The sequence below is a fragment of the Lacinutrix salivirga genome, assembly GCF_053604675.1.
The window spans coordinates 1-22,154 of sequence record NZ_JBSHNP010000146.1; the positions used below are offsets into that span (position 1 = coordinate 1).

20 protein-coding genes are annotated in these 22,154 nt (G+C 30.6%); 10 read left to right on the forward strand and 10 right to left on the reverse strand.

Annotated features, from left to right (window positions below; translation table 11 throughout):
* The first annotated feature begins 659 nt into the window (after nucleotides 1–659).
* From thrS to rplT, 4 genes are all read left to right on the forward strand, one after another.
* Complete coding sequence (thrS, locus tag ACVC5O_RS15770; protein WP_452222440.1) at nucleotides 660–2,594, forward strand: threonine--tRNA ligase; 1,935 nt, start codon at nucleotides 660–662, stop codon at nucleotides 2,592–2,594.
* 72 nt (nucleotides 2,595–2,666) lie between these two features.
* Complete coding sequence (gene infC / locus ACVC5O_RS15775) at nucleotides 2,667–3,176, forward strand: translation initiation factor IF-3 (protein ID WP_452222516.1); 510 nt, start codon at nucleotides 2,667–2,669, stop codon at nucleotides 3,174–3,176.
* Between the two features lie 63 nt (nucleotides 3,177–3,239).
* Nucleotides 3,240–3,437: a 50S ribosomal protein L35 gene (gene rpmI, locus ACVC5O_RS15780; protein ID WP_452222441.1), complete on the forward strand. Its 198-nt coding sequence runs from the start codon at nucleotides 3,240–3,242 to the stop codon at nucleotides 3,435–3,437.
* Nucleotides 3,438–3,541: 104 nt separating this feature from the next.
* Entirely contained in the window at nucleotides 3,542–3,886 is a 345-nt protein-coding gene (rplT, locus tag ACVC5O_RS15785; protein ID WP_452222442.1) for a 50S ribosomal protein L20, read from the forward strand.
* 70 nt (nucleotides 3,887–3,956) lie between these two features.
* On the opposite strand, the gene ACVC5O_RS15790 is transcribed toward rplT, so the two are convergent.
* Both ACVC5O_RS15790 and ACVC5O_RS15795 read right to left on the reverse strand, forming a co-directional pair.
* Nucleotides 3,957–5,024, reverse strand: a complete 1,068-nt coding sequence (locus tag ACVC5O_RS15790) for an adenylate/guanylate cyclase domain-containing protein (protein WP_452222443.1) — start codon at nucleotides 5,022–5,024, stop codon at nucleotides 3,957–3,959.
* Between the two features lie 11 nt (nucleotides 5,025–5,035).
* Nucleotides 5,036–5,314 carry an EF-hand domain-containing protein gene (locus tag ACVC5O_RS15795; RefSeq protein ID WP_452222444.1) on the reverse strand — a complete coding sequence of 93 codons (279 nt, stop codon included), beginning with the start codon at nucleotides 5,312–5,314 and terminating at the stop codon, nucleotides 5,036–5,038.
* Nucleotides 5,315–5,416: 102 nt separating this feature from the next.
* Between ACVC5O_RS15795 and ACVC5O_RS15800 the strand changes: the two genes are divergently transcribed.
* Nucleotides 5,417–8,728, forward strand: a complete 3,312-nt coding sequence (locus ACVC5O_RS15800) for a hypothetical protein (RefSeq protein WP_452222445.1) — start codon at nucleotides 5,417–5,419, stop codon at nucleotides 8,726–8,728.
* On the opposite strand, the gene ACVC5O_RS15805 is transcribed toward ACVC5O_RS15800, so the two are convergent.
* The 7 genes from ACVC5O_RS15805 to tgt all read right to left on the reverse strand — a co-directional run bounded on the left by ACVC5O_RS15805 (nucleotide 8,725) and on the right by tgt (nucleotide 17,092).
* Nucleotides 8,725–9,909: an asparagine synthetase B gene (locus ACVC5O_RS15805; RefSeq protein ID WP_452222517.1), complete on the reverse strand. Its 1,185-nt coding sequence runs from the start codon at nucleotides 9,907–9,909 to the stop codon at nucleotides 8,725–8,727. The genes ACVC5O_RS15800 and ACVC5O_RS15805 overlap by 4 nt on opposite strands.
* Nucleotides 9,910–10,103: 194 nt before the next feature.
* On the reverse strand, nucleotides 10,104–11,117 hold the full coding sequence (locus ACVC5O_RS15810) for an AI-2E family transporter (RefSeq protein WP_452222446.1): 1,014 nt from the start codon (nucleotides 11,115–11,117) through the stop codon (nucleotides 10,104–10,106).
* Between the two features lie 86 nt (nucleotides 11,118–11,203).
* Nucleotides 11,204–12,742 carry a replicative DNA helicase gene (gene dnaB / locus ACVC5O_RS15815; protein WP_452222447.1) on the reverse strand — a complete coding sequence of 513 codons (1,539 nt, stop codon included), beginning with the start codon at nucleotides 12,740–12,742 and terminating at the stop codon, nucleotides 11,204–11,206.
* 168 nt (nucleotides 12,743–12,910) lie between these two features.
* Entirely contained in the window at nucleotides 12,911–13,864 is a 954-nt protein-coding gene (locus ACVC5O_RS15820) for an acetyl-CoA carboxylase carboxyltransferase subunit alpha (protein WP_452222448.1), read from the reverse strand.
* A 40-nt stretch (nucleotides 13,865–13,904) separates the two neighbouring features.
* Nucleotides 13,905–14,822 carry a DMT family transporter gene (locus ACVC5O_RS15825; RefSeq protein WP_452222449.1) on the reverse strand — a complete coding sequence of 306 codons (918 nt, stop codon included), beginning with the start codon at nucleotides 14,820–14,822 and terminating at the stop codon, nucleotides 13,905–13,907.
* Nucleotides 14,809–15,885 (reverse strand): LptF/LptG family permease, encoded by a 1,077-nt coding sequence (locus ACVC5O_RS15830; protein WP_452222450.1) that lies wholly within the window; start codon nucleotides 15,883–15,885, stop codon nucleotides 14,809–14,811. Before ACVC5O_RS15830 ends, ACVC5O_RS15825 begins: the two co-directional genes overlap by 14 nt.
* A gap of 76 nt (nucleotides 15,886–15,961) precedes the next feature.
* The gene (gene tgt / locus ACVC5O_RS15835; RefSeq protein WP_452222451.1) at nucleotides 15,962–17,092 is read right to left on the reverse strand and encodes a tRNA guanosine(34) transglycosylase Tgt; all 1,131 of its coding nucleotides are present in this window, start codon (nucleotides 17,090–17,092) and stop codon (nucleotides 15,962–15,964) included.
* A gap of 157 nt (nucleotides 17,093–17,249) precedes the next feature.
* Between tgt and ACVC5O_RS15840 the strand changes: the two genes are divergently transcribed.
* The 4 genes from ACVC5O_RS15840 (at nucleotide 17,250) to ACVC5O_RS15855 (ending at nucleotide 20,603) form a co-directional block, all read left to right on the forward strand.
* Complete coding sequence (locus tag ACVC5O_RS15840) at nucleotides 17,250–18,128, forward strand: transketolase (RefSeq protein ID WP_452222518.1); 879 nt, start codon at nucleotides 17,250–17,252, stop codon at nucleotides 18,126–18,128.
* A gap of 1 nt (nucleotide 18,129) precedes the next feature.
* A complete protein-coding gene (locus ACVC5O_RS15845) occupies nucleotides 18,130–18,834 on the forward strand; it encodes a hypothetical protein (protein ID WP_452222452.1) in 705 nt (234 codons plus the stop codon).
* On the forward strand, nucleotides 18,831–19,784 hold the full coding sequence (locus tag ACVC5O_RS15850) for a transketolase family protein (RefSeq protein WP_452222453.1): 954 nt from the start codon (nucleotides 18,831–18,833) through the stop codon (nucleotides 19,782–19,784). Before ACVC5O_RS15845 ends, ACVC5O_RS15850 begins: the two co-directional genes overlap by 4 nt.
* 180 nt (nucleotides 19,785–19,964) lie before the next feature.
* Nucleotides 19,965–20,603 (forward strand): outer membrane beta-barrel protein, encoded by a 639-nt coding sequence (locus ACVC5O_RS15855; RefSeq protein ID WP_452222454.1) that lies wholly within the window; start codon nucleotides 19,965–19,967, stop codon nucleotides 20,601–20,603.
* Between the two features lie 67 nt (nucleotides 20,604–20,670).
* Here the strand turns inward: ACVC5O_RS15855 and ACVC5O_RS15860 are convergent, their stop codons facing one another.
* A complete protein-coding gene (locus ACVC5O_RS15860) occupies nucleotides 20,671–21,693 on the reverse strand; it encodes an FKBP-type peptidyl-prolyl cis-trans isomerase (RefSeq protein WP_452222455.1) in 1,023 nt (340 codons plus the stop codon).
* A gap of 80 nt (nucleotides 21,694–21,773) precedes the next feature.
* Between ACVC5O_RS15860 and ACVC5O_RS15865 the strand changes: the two genes are divergently transcribed.
* The gene (locus ACVC5O_RS15865; RefSeq protein WP_452222456.1) at nucleotides 21,774–22,148 is read left to right on the forward strand and encodes an RNA-binding S4 domain-containing protein; all 375 of its coding nucleotides are present in this window, start codon (nucleotides 21,774–21,776) and stop codon (nucleotides 22,146–22,148) included.
* The last annotated feature ends 6 nt before the right edge of the window (nucleotides 22,149–22,154 follow it).

Consider the following 22,154-nt stretch of genomic DNA (forward strand, 5'->3'; position numbering starts at 1 on the left):
TAACCGTTTCCAATTATAATTTTACGCTGTCAATTCAATATGTTTATGAACTTTTCTAAATTTTTATCCTAAGGCGTTTATCTCTTAGCGGGTGCAAATATAAAACTATATTTTAAACCCACAACTACTTTTTAAAAAAAAATTATTTTTTTTTTAAAACCAGTAATCCAATAAAATATTATGAACTCTTTCCCCCTTTTTTACCATAAATAATTTACGGCGTTTGAGGGGTGCAAATATAAAACCCTTTTTAGAATTAACAATGACTTTTTTATCCTTTTTTTTTATTTATTTCTTTTAATATCCAAACACACTTAATCTCAATTACTTATATCTTAAAATGTTTTATGAAATTTTTTAAAATAACCTGTCCTTATTAATATATGAACATTAATTATTGTTTTGGATTATTGCAGCTTGCTCTGTTACTAATTATAAATGACTTTGCAAGTTTGAAACAACTTATTGATTGAAACAAAAACTCAGCCGACATAGCGTTAGGGATTGAGGCTTTGTTGAAGCTCCTCGCAGAGAGCGACTGCCGAAAGCGCGACCTGAAAGGGAACGCACAAATTATACTTTATTTTGATAATTTAACTATATGTATTGTTTGTATGTTAGTAACCTAGTATATTTGCTGACTGAATTTAATTTTATATATGATACAGATTACTTTACCTGATGGGAGTGTTAAATCGTTTGAAACGAACTCGACACCTATGGATGTTGCAAAAAGCATTAGTGAAGGATTGGCTAGGAATGTGATTTCTGCTAGTTTTAATGATACGATAGTTGAAACCACTACTCCTTTGACTACAGATGGTAGTTTAATTTTATATACATGGAATAATGATGAGGGGAAGAAGGCCTTTTGGCATTCGAGTGCTCATGTTTTGGCTCAGGCTATTGAAGAGTTATATCCTAATGCTAAATTAACAATTGGACCTGCTATTGAGCGTGGTTTTTATTATGATGTTGATTTTGGTGATGTTTCAATTTCTGATAAAGATTTTAAGGTTATTGAAAATAAAATGATTGAAATTGCTCGTGGAAAGCATGAGTTTAAGATGAGACATGCTTCTAAGAAGGAAGCTTTGGCATTATATAAGGATAACCCGTTTAAAACAGAATTAATCGAAAATTTAGAGGATGGGACGATTACCTTTTGCGATCATTCTACTTTTACCGATTTATGTCGTGGAGGACACATACCGAATACAGGTATTATTAAAGCCGTAAAAATACTATCGGTTGCTGGAGCATATTGGAGAGGAGACGAAACTAAACAGCAATTAACTCGTGTTTATGGTATTAGTTTTCCTAAACAAAAGGAACTTACAGAATATCTAGAATTATTAGAGGAAGCTAAAAAACGCGACCATAGAAAACTTGGTAAGGAACTAGAGTTATTTACGTTTTCTCAAAAAGTTGGAGCTGGTTTACCATTATGGTTGCCTAAAGGGACTGCTTTAAGAGAACGATTAGAAAACTTTTTGAAAGCTGCACAAAAAAAAGCAGGTTACGAAATGGTTATGACTCCACACATTGGGCAAAAGGAACTTTATGTTACTTCTGGTCATTATGCTAAGTATGGAGAGGACAGTTTTCAGCCAATAAAAACACCAAAAGACGATGAGGAGTTTTTATTAAAGCCAATGAATTGTCCGCATCACTGTGAAATTTACAATGCTGCACAATGGTCTTATAAAGATTTACCCAAACGTTATGCAGAATTTGGCACAGTATATAGATATGAACAAAGTGGAGAATTACATGGACTAACTCGTGTTAGAGGTTTTACACAAGATGACGCTCACTTATTTTGTACGCCAGACCAATTAGATAAAGAGTTTAAAGATGTTATAGATTTAGTATTATATGTTTTTGGCTCTTTAGGATTTGAAAATTTTACTGCACAAGTTTCTTTAAGAGATCCTGAAAATCCAGACAAATATATAGGTAGTCTCGAAAACTGGGAAAAAGCAGAGCAAGCTATTATTAGCGCAGCAAAAGACAAAGGCTTAAATTATGTTATTGAAACTGGCGAAGCTGCATTTTATGGTCCAAAATTAGATTTTATGGTTAAGGATGCATTGGGAAGACAGTGGCAATTAGGTACCATACAAGTAGATTATAACTTGCCTGAACGTTTTGATTTAACTTATAAAGGTAGTGATAACGAGCTACACAGGCCTGTAATGATCCATCGTGCACCATTTGGTAGTATGGAGCGTTTTATTGCTATATTGTTAGAACATACAGGAGGAAATTTCCCGCTTTGGTTAATGCCAATTCAAGTATCTGTATTAACTCTTAGTGAGAAATATGAAAAATACGGCGAAAAAGTTTTAACTTTGCTAGAAAATCACGAAATTCGCGCTCTCGTAGATAATAGAAATGAGACCATTGGTAAAAAAATTAGAGAGGCCGAAATGAATAAAACGCCTTATATGATTATTATTGGTGAAAATGAAGAACAAGACCATAAGATTTCTGTAAGACAACACGGAGGAAATGATTTAGGCACGATAAGTGTAGATGAGTTTGCAGAAATAATTACATTAGAAATTAATAAAACATTAAAACAATTTTAAATAAAAGTTTAACTAAAAACCCACAAAGCTATAGCAATACGTAGAAAAAGATCGAGAGGACCTCAAAGAGTAATAAAAGAGGATCAGCACAACATCAACCGAAAAATTCGTGCAGAAGAAGTACGTTTAGTTGGTGACAATGTGGAAATTGGAGTATATCCTACAAAGGAAGCATTAAAAATTGCTGAAGAACAGGAGTTAGATCTTGTTGAAATTTCGCCAAAAGCGAAACCTCCTGTTTGTAAAGTAATGGATTATAAAAAATTCCTTTACGAGCAGAAAAAGCGTGATAAAGCTTTAAAATCTAAGGCAACTAAGGTTATAATTAAAGAAATTCGATTTGGTCCTCAAACAGACGACCATGATTACGAATTTAAAAAGAAGCATGCTGAGAAATTTTTAAAAGAAGGTGCAAAGCTTAAAGCTTTTGTATTCTTTAAAGGAAGATCGATTGTGTTTAAAGAGCAAGGACAAATACTATTATTACGTTTAGCGCAAGACTTGGAAGATTTTGGAAAAGTAGAACAAATGCCAAGACTAGAAGGAAAACGTATGACTATGTTTATTGCTCCCAAAAAATAGAGTTTAAACCTTTTTTAAGGTCTAAAGTATATAAGTGAAATAATATAAAAACTAGGAGAAAAGATGCCTAAAATGAAAACAAAATCTAGTGCTAAGAAGCGTTTTAAGCTTACTGGTACTGGTAAAATTAAAAGAAAGCACGCGTTTAAAAGCCACATTTTAACAAAGAAGTCTAAAAAACGTAAGCTTAAGTTAACTCACGATGGTTTAGTACACCAAGCAGATGAGAACAATGTTAAAATCATGTTACGTTTAAAGTAACAAATTTTAACCGGTTAAAATTATTTATAAACCCTGGAGTTAGGCAAACTAAGAGTTAGAAAAGTGACAAAATTTGTCCGCCTACTACAAAACACATTAAAATTATGCCAAGATCAGTAAATTCTGTTGCCAAAAGAGCCAGAAGAAAAAAGGTGCTTAAACAAGCAAAAGGTTACTTCGGACGTCGTAAAAACGTTTGGACAGTAGCAAAAAATGCGGTTGATAAAGCGATGCAATATTCGTATAGAGATCGTAGAAACAAAAAGAGAACATTCCGCGCATTATGGATCACGCGTATTAACGCAGGAGCTAGATTGCATGGTATGTCTTATTCACAATTTATGGGAAAATTAAAAGCTAACAATATTGAATTAAACCGTAAGGTTTTAGCAGATTTAGCGATGAATAATCCTGTAGCTTTTGAAGCAATTGTAAATAAAATTAAATAAGGCATTCGCCTAAATAACAACATCATTTCACTTATACAAAAAATCCGATTCTTAATTGAATCGGATTTTTTTATACCTCAATAATTGCTTCTATTTTAAGAGATTCTTCCTTACCTTTTAGTTTTAGATCTCCAATAAGCTCTGTAGTGTATTTACCTTTAAAATCTATTTTTAAAGCTAATTCTTTAGATATTAAAACTTGTTTTTTATAGGTGTTGCAAAGCTCTTGAATTCTAGAGGTGGTATTTATTACATCGCCATGATAGGCTATTTCTTTTTTGATTGTACCGACTTCTGTTGCTATTAATTTTCCGCCATGAATACCTGCTTTAAATACAGGTTTTAGCGTATAGTTTTTAAGATAATAATTTTGTTTTTTGTTTAATCTATTACTAAAAGCATAGAAAACACTTATACAATTAGTGTTTTTAAGGCCTGTTTTTAAAGGCCAAGTTAGTACTGCTTCGTCTCCAACGTATTGGTAAATTTCTGCATTATACCTATTTACAACTCTATTTAAATCGTTAAAACAATCTTGTATAAGTTGGCTATATTTAAAATGACCTAATTGCTCGGCTATTGCAGTTGAGGATTGTAGGTCTATAAACATGAAAATACGCTCTACTTCTATTGGTTTTTTATATTTACCAATTAACAAACTAAAGAATTTACCTTTACTAAATTTTTCGTTTGCAATTTTAATTATTTGAAAAATAGACGAGACTATTGTAAAATAACCAACGATAATCCAAAATAATTTACTGGTTTTCCACCAACCTGCTTCGTTTGTTAAATTAACATCAATTTGATATTCTGCAATAGTTAAAAGGAATGTAGATGAAAATATTAATAGTAGTAAATAGATTATGGATTTTAATAATAAAATTAGACCAAGTGCTATATTTTTAGTCATATATTTATCAAAAAGAAACTCTACAATTGAATAAAATATACCAACTACAACACCTTTTATTGAGCCTAAACTAATAAGCTCAAATATAGAAATAACGCCTTCGTCTAGACCTTCTTCTGCTCCTAAAGCATAATACCTTATGATCACAAATATTGAAAATGCTAAGGACCAAAACAATGTGGTTGTTAGTAATAGCTTTACAAATTGTTTTAAGTTATAACTCAAAACTTTAAAAATTAATAAGAGTCTTCAGTTATCTCATCTATTGCAGCTTTAAATTCGCTCCAATTTATAAGGTCGTCTCCATCTTTATCGTAACCATCAATAAGTTTAGAGGCGACTACGCCTCTAATAAAGCCATTTATCTCGGCTTGTTTTAATAGTTTTTTAATTTCAGACTTAGTTAGTTTCCCGTCGCCATTACTATCAAAAAAAGCAAATGCGTTTTCTGGTGTATCAAAATGATTAGTGATAAGAATTTCTATTTTTTTTAATATGGTTTCTTTTGTAGACATTGTTTTTTAATTTCTTATAAATATAATAAGAAATTAAACTTTTTATAATGTTTATAAAATAAATGATAATTATTATCTTAACAATAATAAACAGAAAATAATATGTCAGTAATTTTAGAATCTATTGTATACAGTTTTGCAGCCTTATATCCTCTTTCACAAACTATAAATGTAATTGACAAAGGAGTAGACGTTGTTAAGAAAACCCAAAAAATAAAAGGAGAATTTGAAACTGTCTATAAGATATTAAAAGGAGAAAAATCAAATCCTATAAAAGAAGAATGTATGAAAGCTTTCAAATTATCTTTGAAAGAATGGTCTACAAATGATGATAGAAGAAGAAAACTGGATATATTGTTAGAAAGAAAGTTTGAGAAATTTACTTATGAAAAAGTAATAGAAATAGACGAAGAATATGAAGGTTTAAAAATTATATTTTTCAATAAATTAAATGAATACCCAACTGCAACAAATTGGCTTTTAAATTTAAAGTTAGATAGTATTAATTCTAAATCAGATAATCTAATTAAAGAAATAGGTATTTTGTCTGAAAATGAAATTTTAAAGAATCTCAATCAAGAAATTGATGTAGAACCTGATAATTACAACTATCCCACTAAATCTGACTTTATTAATGGTAATTTTTATGTAAAACATAGTATTATAGAAAATTTAAAAACTAATTTAAAAAATAAAAAAAAATGCTTATTACTTGGCAAGCCTAGTTCTGGAAAAACTACAATTGGAAAAGCCTTTGGATATTATTATTTACAAGAAGAAAATAGCAATAATTGTTATTATTTAGATTTAAGAGGTAATGAAAATCTTAATTTATATCTGCTTTTAAAAGAACTTTCGCGATACAATAATGAAAATACACTTTTTATTATAGACAATTGCCATACAAATATAGATGCTACAAACGTAATTTTAGAGGAATCTAACAAAAGCAAATTTAATAAGGTTAAAATGCTTTTTGTGTCTAGAGATATAAATGAAGCCTACGCAATTACAGATAATAATGACTATAACTACATAAACTATTTTAGTGAATTAGAATTAAATAGCACTATTAAATTAGCGTATAATGAAACTGATATTATAAGAATAATAAACACCATTAGCCGGAAAAGAAATAAAGAAAAAGACTTAGGCAATATAAATGTAGTATTAGACAAAATAAATGGTAGCCTACACATACTAAAGTTTTACATTGAAATTTGGTCAAAATCTAAAAACAAAAAACTCTCTGATTTAGACAATGAAGACATCTATAATTTAATAACAAAAAAATACGATTTAGTAAATAACACTTCATTAATTTACATTACAAGTCTAGCTAAATACGAAATTGGTGTAGAATTAAGCGCCATTAAAAGCAACTATAATAAGCTAGAAAAACATTTAAAAAACGGAACATTAAATCTTAGTAATAAAATTATTTTTAATGATTTAGTTGAAGATTTGGAAAAAAAACAGGTGAAAAATTTAGACTATATTAATTTTTTTCATTCTACTCCTGCCGAAGTGATATACAATTCTGCTATACACACCAATTTAGTTACAGAGAAAGAGCTTTTTAATTTTTTAAAATCCTATCTCAAAAAATTACCCTTAAACGTAGATGAAGTATTCTTTAAATTAAAAATTAATACTGCAAATTCTAAACTTCAAGATGGATTATTAGAATACTTTGTTGATAAAAAATTGTTTCAAAAATGGATTGATAAACACAAAACAAACATTATTAAGAGTGAACAATTTTACCTTTGCTATATAAGACTTTATAGCATTATAAACAAAAAAAATAAAATCGCTAGTAAATTTACAAAAACACAAAAAGAGTTTTTCTTGAAACCAGAAAATTCTAAAATCATATTTAACGAAAAATATTTTATAAGATATCGTAAACTAATTTTAAAACTTTCAAACACACCTAACACCAAGGAGTTAGTAGCGAATATGAATTTCTCTAAGTTAGGTAAAGTTTTAAATTCTAATTTTGGTCATTCTCGTTTTAAAGAAACCTTAGACTTATTTAATAGCTGTAATATAACTTGGAAAAACAAAAATGCTTTTATAAACGAGCTAGATTTTTTTAACATTGGCAAAAAAATGGCAGACCAAAACATAACCCTAAGTTCTTTAGGTAAATTCCTTAAATATTGCCTTGGAAAAAATATAAACATCAAAAAAACGTCTTTAGCAACTTTATTAGATGCTTTTAATTTTAAATTACTAGGCATAGCTGCAAAAGAATCAGAAACTAGTATAAATGGACTTAAAGCATTTATGTCTGCATTGATAAGTATTCGCATTAATAAAACCAAGACATTACATTTTTTAAATCAATTAGATTTAAATCAAATAGCAAAAAACTCAATTAATAATGAAATAGGAACAATTATTAATTTTATTAGAATATTAGAACAATTAAATTTAGAATCCTCAAAAATTCAACAGTTTGTAAATTCATATAATTTGAGTAATTTAATTAATGATGATTATTACTCAAATTTCACTAAAATTGAAAATATTCTAAAATTAGAGCGTTACAAAACAGTTTATGCTTTAGATGATAACTTTAAAATTGACACCTATTTTTCAGAAGTTCTAAATAAGTTAACTAAAGAAGATAGACTAAAATTATTAACTAAAATATCTAAATTTCCAATATCTAAAAAAATCTCTTTTAATGATATTGAAGCTTTAAATCTTGACTTAAAAACAGACTTAGTATATATTACAAGAGCTTTAAACGATAAATTTATATCTATTAAGGTAAAACAAATCATAGAAAAAATTATATCTAATACTTTACAAGATAGTAATTATGTATTAACTTTTGATTTATATGATATAGGTAGCTTAGCTTTTCATTTATTTAAAAGCAAAAAACTTACACTTGTAGAAAAAATGAATTGTTTATTTATTGAGAATGAAAACTTAATTTTAAAAATGATAAGTGAAACACCAATATATCAAAATTCGTCTTTTCTCTATAGTTTAAGTTTTATTAATCCTACAATTACACCTCAATTATTTGCAAACCCTAATTTAATTTCTGCTTTAAATACATCTTTCAACATAGAGAATCAGGTTTCAAAAGAAAAAACAGATGGTTTGTTAAGCATTTATGGCCTATTAAATATAGAAGGCATAACTACATCAGAAAGTTTTAATACTATTTTGAAAAAAGACTTAGAAAACATTAGTTTTAAAACTCTATTCTATGATGATAAAAAATATTACGGTAAATTAAGATTATTAGTTGGCTACTCTTATCTAGAAAGTGATAAATCAAAATCTTATATTATGGATTTAAAACAAGAACGAAAGCCACAAAATTTCGATTATACTATAAAAAAACAGAATGTGCTTATAAAAAGACTAGACTCATTATTAATCAATTAAGTCTTTTGCTTTTTCTTTTTAGCAGCAGGAAACAATACATTATTTAATATTAATCGATAACCAGGTGAGGTTGGGTGTAAATCTAATTCTGTTTTTGGGTCTCCTACTCTATGTGTATAATCCTCTGGATCGTGACCTCCATAAAAGGTAAAAAAGCCTTTACCCTTTATTCCATGTATATATTTAGCTTCGTTATTGGTTTTGTTTTCTCCCATAACCAAAACGTTTGATTTTATTTCGTCGCGAGTAAAAGACGTTGTTTGTCCCATAAATCCTTTTACCAAAGCTGTGTGATTTTGGCATAACATGGTTGGAATTGGATCCCATTTAGCCGAAAAATCCATTAAAGAAAAGTAATCTGTTTCTTTTGGGATTTTTCGTTTTTTTGTCATGTCTATTGAAGAAAATTCATAAACCATTGGACTTCTCTCTAACGTAAAATCTTTAAAGGCAAAGGTATTATTGTAGTTTATTTTGCTTTGGTAATTGGCATCACTACCATCGCCATCAAACATTGGCTCACAAATATCTATGCCGTCTGCAGAGAGTGCAATATCAAAACTATCTGTTGCGCTACACATGGCAAACATAAAGCCTCCTCCAACAACGTAATCTCGTATTTTTAAAGCGACGTCTCTTTTTGCTTCAGAAACCTTACTGTATCCTAGTTTAGTGGCTAGAGCTTCTGCTTGTTTTTTTTCTTCTATATACCAAGCTGCTTGTCTGTATCGTGCATAGAACTTACCGTATTGACCTGTAAAGTCTTCATGGTGTAAGTGCAACCAATCGTATAATAGCAACTCGTCGTTAAGCACTTGCTCATCATAAATAGTTTCATAAGGGATTTCTGCATAGGTTAATACCATAGTAACAGCATCGTCCCAAGGCAGCTTTCCTCTTGGTGTGTAAACAACAATTTTTGGAGCTTTTTCTAAAACAACAGCTTCCATGTTTTTACTAGGACTGCTAATTTCTTGCAAAATACTTTCGGCTTCAGAATCTGAAATCACTTCAAAACTTACGCCTCGTATTTCACATTCTCGTCTTATTTCTTTAGCATCAGGCAATAGAAAAGAACCACCTCTATAATTTAATAACCATTTAACTTTTGCTTGCTTATCTAAAGTCCAATAGGTAATTCCGTAAGCTTTTAAGTGGTTTTTTTGAGATTCTGCATCCATAGGAATTAGAATATATGATGCAAAAGCATTTAGCGAAAAACCAAAAAATAATATGAGTATAAAAATCTTTTTCATTAGCTGAAAGATATGCAAAAATTAGACCGTTTGAACGTATTTAAAAAAAATTTAACCAATAGGCATTTTGTAAACAGCTAATATGAAATAAAGAGGCTTTTAATTAAAAGATAAATATCTTAAGAAATTAGCTGAGCTATTTTTTGAGTGCTTGGAAATTGTTCGAATATAATTTTAAGAAATACTGTTATAGGTATGGCCATAATTAAACCAGGAATTCCCCATAGAAAACCCCAAAACATTAAAGCAACTAATACTGTAATTACATTTATTGAAAAAGATTTACCCATAAAAATAGGCTCTAAAATACTACCATATAATACTTGTGTTCCTGTTATAGTTATGATAAAGAATAGTAAAGTACTAGAAGTTTCTAACTCTATAAATGCAAATATTGATAATAAAATTACGGTTATAAACGAACCTACCATTTGAACAAAGTTTATAAGAAAGGCAAATAAACCCCAAAAAATCGGAAAGCTTACATCAAAGAAATAACAAGCAAAACCTGTAAAAAGTCCTGTTAGAAAACTCACTAAAAATTTAACTTTTATAAATTTTATTAGGTCTTTTTCTATTTTTCGAAACGCTCTTATAGACGTGTGCTTTCGTTTTAAAAGTGTTTTATTTAATACATCGTGTACGTTTATAGACTCTGCGAGCCAAAGGACAACAAAAAAAGCAGTCATTAATACCATTGTAAGAAATTTTCTTAAAAAATCTACAGTTGGACCAAGATTATCTTTTTGAACAAATTGAGACAGCAAACTTTTATTTTTATCTAATTTAAACCCAAAAGTATTTTCAATGTAAAGCGTAGCGTCTGCTATTTTATCTTCTGCTGCAGTAAAAAATGTCGCATCTGTAGCCATAATTTGTTTACTAGATAGTTTTACCAGCTCTACTCCTATTTTAACACCAATTACTATAATTAATAGCACAATAATTATGCTAATTATTTTTGGTACTCTACGACGGCTTAATCCACGCATTATAGGCAAAAATAGTAATGCTATAAACATAGAAAAGATAAGCGGAATAAATATAAAAGATAAAACCTTTAGTAAATAAAAGATGATTGGAATTACTATTATTAGTAATAATATATTTGTTGTACGACGCTCGTTTAACATGAAAATTAAAATTACTTTACTAGTTTATAAAATTAAAACTATTTGCGCTTAGGATTATTAAATTAGGAAGAGTTTAACAGTGAATTTTAAAATGGTACATCACTATCGTCTGGTTCTTCTGGAGCACCAAACGCATCCTCTGGAGATGGTGTAAAATTATCTGTTTTAAACGTATCGTCGTTAGCAGCTGCATTCATTTTAGAATGAAACTCAAAAGGCGAATCGAAATCGTCTAAATTATCGAACTTACCTAAATTACCAATAAACTTTAGTCTAATATTTTCTAAACCACCATTTCTGTGTTTTGCGATAATAAATTCGGCTTGTCCTTCGGTTGGCGAACGTTCTTCGTCATCCCATTCGTCAATTTTATAATATTCTGGTCTGTAAATAAAGCTTACAATATCTGCATCTTGCTCAATAGCACCAGATTCACGTAAATCTGATAGTAATGGCCTTTTACTTCCTCCACGAGTTTCTACAGCACGCGATAATTGAGATAATGCAATTACAGGGACATTTAATTCTTTTGCTAAGGCTTTAAGGTTTCTCGAAATCATGGAGATTTCTTGTTCACGATTTCCACCATGGCTACTTCCACCAGTCATTAATTGCAAATAATCAATCATAATTAACTTTATGCCATGTTGCGACGCCAAACGTCTTGCTTTTGCACGTAAATCGAAAATTGAAAGTGATGGTGTATCGTCAATAAATAGAGGTGCTTTTTCAAGTCCTTTTACCTTTACGTTAAGTTGTTCCCATTCGTGTTTTTCTAGTTTTCCTGTTCTTAGTTTTTCTGAAGACAATCCTGTTTCACTAGAAATTAAACGTGTTATTAGTTGTACTGAAGCCATCTCTAAAGAGAAAAATGCTACTGGTATATTTTGATCTACAGCTATATTTCTGGCCATAGATAACGTTAAGGCTGTTTTACCCATACCAGGACGTGCAGCTACAATAATTAAATCTGAAGGTTGCCAGCCAGAGGTTAATTTATCTAATTTATTAAATCCTGTTGCAATTCCACTTAATCCTTCTTTATTAGAAATTTCTTCAATTTTCTTTTTTGCTTGGATTACTAACTCTTGTGCTGTTTCACTAGATTTTTTAATGTTTCCTTGTGTAACTTCGTAGAGTTTAGATTCTGCTTTGTCTAATAAATCGAAAACATCTTGTGTTTCGTCGTAAGAATCTTCAATAATTTCTGAAGAAATCTTTATTAAACTACGTTGTATAAATTTTTGTAAAATTATACGTGCATGAAACTCAATATGTGCAGAAGATGATACTTTTTGGGTTAAAGAAATAAGGTAAAAATCGCCTCCAGAAACATCTAACTTCTGGTTCTTCTTTAATTGTGTTGAAACGGTTAATAAGTCAATAGGCTCACTGTTTTCAAATAATTGAAAAATAGCTTCAAAAATATGTTGATGCGCTTCTTTATAAAAAGCATCTGCGCTTAAAATATCGATTACCTCATCTACTCCTTTTTTATCAATCATCATTGCCCCAAGCACAACTTCTTCTAAATCAAGAGCTTGAGGAGGTATTTTTCCTTTTTCAAGACTAATCAAAGTACTTTTATCTATTTGGTATCCCTTTACTTGGTTAGGTTGTTTCATAACTTCAAAAATAGACAAATTGTTAAGAGTATTACCTTAATTGGGTAACTTCAATCTTAACAGGTAGTCAACAATTTAACTGTTAATAAGTAATAAATATTGTTAATAAGCATAAAAAAATCTGAAGTTGAACCCTTCAGATTTTTTCATCAAGTGGTTTTATGAGGTTTAGCCTTTAAAGACTCCCATTTCTAGATATTTTTCCATTCGTTTTTCTACCAATTCTTTTGGTGATAAGTTTTTAAATTCATCAAAAGATTTTAAAATGGTATTTTTTACGGTTTCAAATGTTTTTTCTCTATCGCTATGTGCTCCTCCAATTGGTTCTTTAATTACTGAATCTACAAGCTTAAGTCTCTTCATATCTGTAGAGGTTAGTTTTAAAGCTTCGGCAGCAACTTCTTTGTATTCCCAGCTTCTCCATAAAATAGAGGAACAGGATTCTGGTGAAATTACTGAGTACCATGTGTTTTCTAACATCATTACTTTATCTCCCACTCCAATTCCTAAAGCTCCACCAGAAGCACCTTCTCCAATAACTATAGTAATAATTGGCACTTTTAAACGTGTCATTTCCAATATATTTCTGGCAATAGCTTCTCCTTGTCCGCGTTCTTCTGCTTCTAAACCAGGATATGCTCCAGGAGTATCTAATAAGGTAAGTACAGGAATTCCGAATTTTTCGGCAGATTTCATTAAGCGTAATGCTTTACGATAGCCTTCAGGATTTGCCATTCCAAAATTTCTGTATTGTCTTGTTTTGGTATTAAAGCCTTTTTGCTGACCAATAATCATAAACGATTGGTCTCCAATTTTACCTAAGCCACCAATCATCGCTTTATCGTCTTTAAAATTACGATCGCCATGAAGCTCTAAAAATGTATCTCCACAAATGGCTTTTATATAATCTAATGTATAAGGTCTGTTTGGATGACGAGACATTTGTACACGTTGCCAAGGTGTTAGATTTTTATATATGTCTTTTTTAGTTTCTGCTAGCTTTTTTTCAATTTGCTTACAGGTTTCAGTAACATCTACATCACTTTCTTCTCCAATTACTTGACATTTCTGTAATTGATCTTCTAGTTCTTTTATAGGAAGTTCAAATTCTAAATATTCCATAAGGATATTATGATTTTGGTTATATAGTTAGCTTACAAAATTAAACATTTTTTTTCATCTGTAAATGCTTATTCTTTTTTATTGCTTTAAGATTTTTTAAAATTCCGTTAAGTAGTACTACTGCTAGTATTACTATTGCTCCATAATAAAAGTTAGAGCTCATTACTTCGGTTTCTGGAAATAATAAAACGGCTAATAAAATTCCATAAACAGGCTCTAAATTATAGGTTAGTACTACTGTAAACGGACTTATATACTTCATTACATATACTGAAGCGATAAACGCGTAGGCTGTACAAATTGAGGCTAAAACGAATAAATAGCCACTATCTGAAAGGCTTAAATTAAAGTATTGAGCCGAAAAACCTTCATCAAAAACTAAAATAAATAGAGTTATAAATGCAACTCCACTTATAAATTCGTAATACGAGATTACTGTAGCAGAATGTTCTTCTAGAAATTTTCCGTTTAAAACAGCAAATAATGAAGATAGGAATGCCGAAACTATGCCTAGAATGATTCCTGTAAGGTATTTTATTTCACTCTGCGTAATAATAATTACACCAATGGTAACAATAACACCGAAGAGTATTTCGTACCAGATAATTTTTCGTTTATAAACAATGGGTTCTATAAATGAAGCAAAAAAGGCACCTGTAGAAAACATAGCTAATGTTATGGAAATGTTTGCGGCATCTATGGCGCCAAAAAAAGTAATCCAATGTAAGGCGAGTACAACACCTGTTAAGCTTAATTTTACTAATGATTTTTTAGAGACTTTAAGTTTTATCTTCCGTATTTTAATATACATATAAATTAAAACCGAAGCGATTAACATTCTATACCACACCAAAGACACTGCTTTTATAGTAATGAGCTCGCCTAGTATTGCCGTAAATCCAGCAATGAGGACTAAAAAATGAAGGTGAAAGTAGTTTTTAAGTTTATCGTTTTGCATTTCGCAGAAGTATAACTGCTAAAATACCAAATATAATGTTAGGAAACCATACTGCGATTAATGGAGAAAAATCGGATTGCGTGGCTAGTGTTCCAAATATTTTATCGAAAAACACAAATACCATAGCAATACAAATACCAAAGGCTAGGTTTACTCCCATTCCTCCTCTACGTTTTCTGGAGGATACTGCAACTGCAATAATGGTGAGTATAAATACAGACACTGGTAAACTCCATTTTCTGTATTTTACCAATTCGTATCGTCCTATGTTAGAGGAACCTCTTTTCTTTTCTTTTTTAATAAAATTAGAGAGTTCGTGGTAAGGTAATGTTTCTGCAATGTATTCTACAGGTGTTAAATCTTCTAAATCGAAAGGGAATTTTGTAGTTTCTCTTGTTCTGGTTTCAATAATATCATCGTTTTCTCCTACTGTTCGTTTTACGTAATTTATTAACCTGTACGTGGAGTCTTTTGGTACAAAAGTTATTTTTGAAGCTGTAATTTTATAAATAAGCTTATCGTTTTCAAAATGTTCCAAGGTAAAATTTCTTCCTTCTTTTTTTATAGCATCAAAATTACTAACGTATAAAAAATCGTTATCGTTAATTTGCCTATATACATTACGATCGGAAACTGCTTTTTTATTGCCTTTTAGGTATTTATAATCAAAATCGTTAAAACCTTTACTTGCAATTGGTGCCAAATACATACCAAGTAGTAATGCAACAGCTCCAACAATGGTAGCGCCAATTAAATAGGGTCTTAAAAATCTGGAAAAAGAAACACCTGAGCTTAAAAAAGCAACTATCTCTGTATTATTGGCTAATTTTGAAGTGAACCATATTACAGATAAAAATAAAAATAAAGGGAATAAAAGGTGTGCAAAATAGACTGTAAAATCTAAATAGAATCTAGCCACTTCTCCAAAAGGCACTTCGCGATCTAAAATCTTACCTATTTTTTCTGCTAAGTTTACTGTGATTCCAATAGGAATAAACAGCAAAAGCATCATCAAAAAAGTGAAGAGATAGCGTTTTAATATGTACCAATCTAGTATTTTCATCCTCTGCTAACTTCTCCAAAGGAGAGAAATTATATTGTTTTATAAATTATTTTTTAATAATAGAATCCTACTTTATTTACAATCTATTATCCATTTGTTTTACCATTTTATCTTTCCAGCTTCTAAAATCTCCTGCTAAGATATGTTTTCTGGCTTCTCTTACCAACCACATATAAAATCCTAGATTATGAATTGTAGCAATTTGTTTTCCTAATAACTCATTTACAGTAAATAAATGTCGCACGTAAGCTTTAGAATACTCTGTATCTACAAAGGTAATTCCCATGTCGTCTAAAGGAGAAAAATCGTCTTTCCACTTTAAGTTTTTTATATTTATTGAGCCATGAGCAGTAAATAACATGCCGTTTCTTGCATTACGAGTTGGCATAACACAATCAAACATATCTACACCTAAGGCTATATTTTCTAGAATATTAATTGGAGTTCCCACTCCCATTAAATAACGTGGTTTTTCTTCTGGTAGAATGTCTGTAACAACTTCTGTCATGGCGTACATTTCTTCTGCAGGCTCTCCGACTGAAAGTCCACCAATGGCATTTCCTACAGCATCGGAATTGGCAATATATTCGGCAGATTGCTTACGTAAATCTTTATAAGTGCTTCCTTGCACAATGGGGAAAAAAGCTTGAGAATAATCGTATTTAAAAGGTAGTTTTTCTAAATGATTAATGCATCTATCTAACCAACGATGCGTCATTTTCATTGAGCGCTTTGCATAATTATAATCGCAAGGATAAGGTGTACACTCATCAAAAGCCATTATAATATCTGCTCCAATGGTTCGCTGTATTTCCATTACATTTTCTGGAGTAAAAAAATGATAACTTCCATCAATATGGCTTTTAAACTTTACTCCTTCTTCTTTAATTTTTCTGTTTGCAGACAGTGAATACACTTGGTATCCACCAGAATCGGTTAAGATGTTTCTATCCCAATTCATAAACTTATGCAATCCTCCAGCTTTTTCTAAAACATCGGTTTGCGGACGTAAGTATAAATGGTAAGTATTACCTAGTATAATATCTGGATTGATATCATTTTTTAATTCTCTTTGGTGTACTCCTTTTACAGAGGCTACTGTACCTACAGGCATAAAAATTGGTGTTTCTATTACACCATGATCTGTAGTTATTTTTCCTGCTCTCGCACTACTTTGAGCATCTTTTCCTTCTAAATTAAATATCATTTTTCTTATATGATGAAGCGACAAATATAAATAACCTTAAAGAGATACCTTCTTAAACATTTAATAAAATTGATGGAAATGCAAAATTGTTAGCAAATCACTACAATTCGTTAATAAGTGCTACTAAACTAGTTTTGATTCCCTTTTAATAACCTCTATTTTTGAAACTCAAAAAACTAACAGTTTAACAATGTCAGAAACACAACAATTAAAAGATTTAAGCACACAAGTAAGACGCGATATCTTACGTATGGTTCACAAAGTAAACTCTGGTCATCCTGGTGGTTCACTTGGCTGTACCGAATTTTTTGTAGCACTTTACAACGAGTTAATGGACAGAAAAGACCATTTTGATATGGATGGTATTGGCGAAGATTTGTTTTTCTTATCTAATGGTCACATCTCACCAGTGTACTATAGTGTATTAGCAAGAGCTGGTTATTTCCCTGTAGATGAATTAAATACCTTTAGACTTATAAACTCTAGGCTACAAGGACATCCAACAACACACGAAGATTTACCTGGAGTGCGTATTGCCTCAGGATCTTTAGGTCAAGGAATGAGTGTTGCTCTAGGTGCTGCGCAAACTAAAAAATTAAATGGTTGCAAGCATTTAATTTACAGTTTGCATGGAGATGGCGAGTTGCAAGAAGGCCAAAACTGGGAAGCAATTATGTATGCAGCTGGTAATAATGTGGACAATATAATTGCCACTATAGATTTAAACGGACAACAAATTGATGGCTCTACAGACACTGTTTTGCCTTTAGGAAGTTTACGTGCAAAGTTTGAAGCTTTTGGATGGACAGTATTAGATATTGAAAAAGGCAACGATATTGATGCTATTTTAGAAGGCATGAAAAAAGCAAAAAGCTTAACCGGAAAAGGTAAACCTGTTTGTGTTTTATTACATACAGTAATGGGAAATGGTGTAGATTTTATGATGCATACGCACGCTTGGCATGGAAAAGCACCAAACGACGAGCAGCTTGAAAACGCTTTAAGCCAAAACCCAGAAACTCTTGGCGATTATTAATATGAAACATCTTTTCACAACTTTATTTTTACTCATTGGTTTACTAACAAGTGCTCAAAATGTAGATATTACTTTTGATTACACAGTAGATTATACAGTTCCTAATAAAAGACAACAAAGCATAGACACTATAACTGTTGGTTACGAAAAATCAGGACGCTATTTATGGAGTAATTTTGAAGGGTTAGCAAAAGAATTTGCTAAAGACGTATTTAAAAAAAGTAATTTTGATACTAAGAACTCAGAATCAAATATTATTTACGACTCTGAAACGACAATGGTTTATGTGTCTTTAAAAATGAATAAAAGCTTAGTTTATTTTGCAATTAGCTTAGAAGATATTATACCTGCTAATAACGATCCTTTAAACGAAGATATTTTTATAAACTCCACAATTACAAGCGAAGTATTTAGCTTAAACAACAACGAGTATCCAGAATATGCAGTGTCTCCAAGTTCGGAACCTAACCAATCTGTAATGGTTGCAATTAACAAAGATTATAAAGTTGATAATAATAAAATTTTTAAGAAGTTTTTAGAATTAATGCTTGCTAAAACTCAAAGTAATGGTAACATCACTATTGACTTACCAGAAGGATTAATTCTAAGCATAAGAGACGACAACCAATCCTTGCTAGAAGCTATAAAATTAGACAACACAAAAAAACAAATTCAAATCAATCACAGTTTCAAAATTATACAATGAAAACATATACCAACACAGGAAACAAAGACACACGCTCAGGTTTTGGAGCAGGATTAACAGAATTAGGAAAAACAAACGAGAACGTCGTTGCACTTTGTGCAGACTTAATAGGCTCGTTAAAAATGGACGATTTTAAAAAAAATCATCCAGAGCGATTTTTTCAAGTAGGTATTGCAGAAGCTAATATGATAGGCTTAGCTGCTGGAATGACTATAGGAGGAAAAATTCCATTTACAGGAACCTTTGCTAATTTTTCTACAGGAAGAGTTTACGATCAAATAAGACAAAGTGTTGCGTACTCAGACAAAAATGTAAAAATTTGTGCTTCGCATGCTGGTTTAACTTTAGGAGAAGATGGAGCTACTCACCAAATACTTGAAGATATTGGATTAATGAAAATGCTTCCTGGTATGACTGTAATAAACACTTGTGATTACAACCAAACTAAAGCCGCAACTTTAGCAATTGCAGAGCATCATGGACCAGTTTACCTTAGGTTTGGAAGACCAAAAGTGGCAAACTTTACTCCAGAAAACCAAACCTTTGAAATTGGTAAAGCTTTGCATTTATTAGATGGAACAGATGTTACTATAGTAGCAACAGGTCATTTAGTTTGGGAAGCTTTAGAAGCTGCAAAAGCATTGCACGAGCAAGGGATTTCGGCAGAAGTGATAAACATACACACTATAAAACCATTAGATGATGAGGCTATTTTAAAATCCGTTAAAAAGACTAAATGTATTGTTACGGCTGAAGAGCATAACCATTTGGGAGGTTTAGGAGAAAGTGTTGCTAGAGTATTAGCATTGCACACTCCAACACCTCAGGAGTTTGTTGCAACTAACGACACCTTTGGAGAATCTGGCACACCAGAACAACTTATGGAAAAGTATGGCTTAAATAGTGATGCTATTATTAAAGCGTGTAAAAAAGTGATTTCTAGAAAATAGAAATGCTTCAAACTATATAAAAAAGGATAAAAATGTAACAGTTTCTATCCTTTTTTTTATGCCTATATTTTTGTTTTAATAGCGTAGAACACCTCAGTTTAATACATTAGTATTAATTTTAAAGAATAAAGTGGCACGATTTTCGTTATTTTATACAATTCACATTAAAAAACAACAATTATGAAAATTTTAAAAAAACTTAATGAATACTTGTTCTCAACAAGTAGAGTAAACAAAAAAGTATTTTTAGTTGTAGTATTAGGACTAGTAATATCCTCCTCTGCTTTTGCACAAAAAGGAACTTCATTTGGCATAAAAGCAGGATTAAATTATAATGCCAATGGCGATTATTTTGAGTCTGCTAATACAAGTGTAACCAATCCCGAAAGAAACATTGGATATCATGTTGGGTTGTTTGGCAAAATAGGTGATGATCTTTATTTTAGACCAGAATTAATGTACACAGCAACAAAAAGTGATTATAATAGTGAATCGTTTTCCTTAAAAAAGGTTGATGCACCATTATTAGTTGGTGTAAAGCTAATTGGACCAGTATCTGTTTTTGGTGGACCATCGTTACAATATATATTAGATTCTGAATTTGAAGGAATTACAATAGATACATTAGAAAGTGATTTTACTGTTGGTTTAAATTTTGGCGTAGCACTTAATTTTGAAGCATTTGCAATTGATTTGAGATACGAAAGAGGCTTTAGTGATAATGAAGCTACTTTTTTAAATAACAATAATATTAGTATTAACGATAGATTGGACACAAGACCAGATCAAATTATTTTAAGTTTATCTTTAAAAATATAAACCTCTATTTTACAGCATAAAAAAAGCCGCTATATAGCGGCTTTTTTTATGCTGTATTTTTAACAGTTTAGTTTGCGTCATCCAAATAATCTGGAGTTCCGTCGCCATCTGTGTCTATAACTAAATACGTTTCTATTACTAAGATATCTTCTCCTTCATCATTCGTTACAGTTTCTCTTTTAATTTCAAATTGATTAGTAGCCATAACAGGCTCCATTTCACCTAAAGATAAATTAACCTCGTAAGTCTCGTAATCTAATTCATCCTTAGTTAAAACACCATCGCCATCATCATCATTATCAACAAAATTTGGAATTAAATCGCCATCGGTATCATCATTATACGGATTATTATCGTTATCTAAATCTTCTGTAGAAGAAGGTATTCTATCTAAATCCCAATCGGTTTCAGCCTTTTTTACTAAGTCGAATTTAAACATTATAGGAGAATAGGATGGGATGCTAGGAGTTGCTTGCGAAAAATAACCTAAACCCGAAGGTATAAATACTGCTCCAATACCATAATCTTCATAACTTTGTGTTCCATCACTGTTTGTTATAGAGTTAGCAGCAGTGTTAAACTCTAATAATCCTTCTCTAAATCCTGCAACTACTCCACCAATATTACCTACAGAGATTAAGTTAAAATCTATAGGATTAACTGCGCTATCAAAAACTTCATTATCAAATGTTGAGCCTTCATAATTTACAAAAGCTCTATTAGTACTGTGTAAAGACGCTCCATTGCCTTCTCTAACTTTTAAAAAGTATAATTTATATTCTACAGACTCGTCATTAGTATCTGTAATTAATTTAAAATCAACCTGGTCTATTAAAGGAATTTTATCTGCATTTGCACCTTCAATAGTATCAAACACTATTTGAAAGTCTGTAGAATTTGGGTTGGCTTCAAATTCTTCATAATTAAAGAAATGAGTAGAAAGGTAAGTTTCAATTTCTATAATATCTTCATTATAAACTTCAGTTCTATCTCTGTCTGGGATTGGTGTAAAACTGTCATCATCTTTCTTACAAGAAGAAACAATTACAACTAGACTTGCAAGTGTTAAAGTAAATTTTCTTAAATTCATTATTGTTTATTTTTGTGGTGCAAGATACATTTAATTATATTTTTGCACAATATCATTAACGTCAAATTAAGTTAAATAATATGCGAGTAGATAAGTATTTGTGGTGTGTTAGATATTATAAAACAAGAAATATGGCGACTATTGCCTGTAAAAAAGGACATGTTAAAATAAACGGAGACACTGTTAAACCAAGTAGAGACGTTTATCCGCAGGACAAAATTGAATTAAGAAAAAACCAAATTAATTATGTGCTAACAGTAAACGACATCCCAAAAAATAGAGTTGGCGCCAAATTGGTTGATCTTTACAGAACAGATAGTACTCCAAAGGAAGCTTTTGAAGCGCAAGAACTTTTAAAATATTCGCAAGATTATTACAGAAAAAAAGGTACTGGCAGACCTACAAAAAAAGATAGAAGAGATATTGATGAATTACATGAAGATAATGAAATATAATTTATC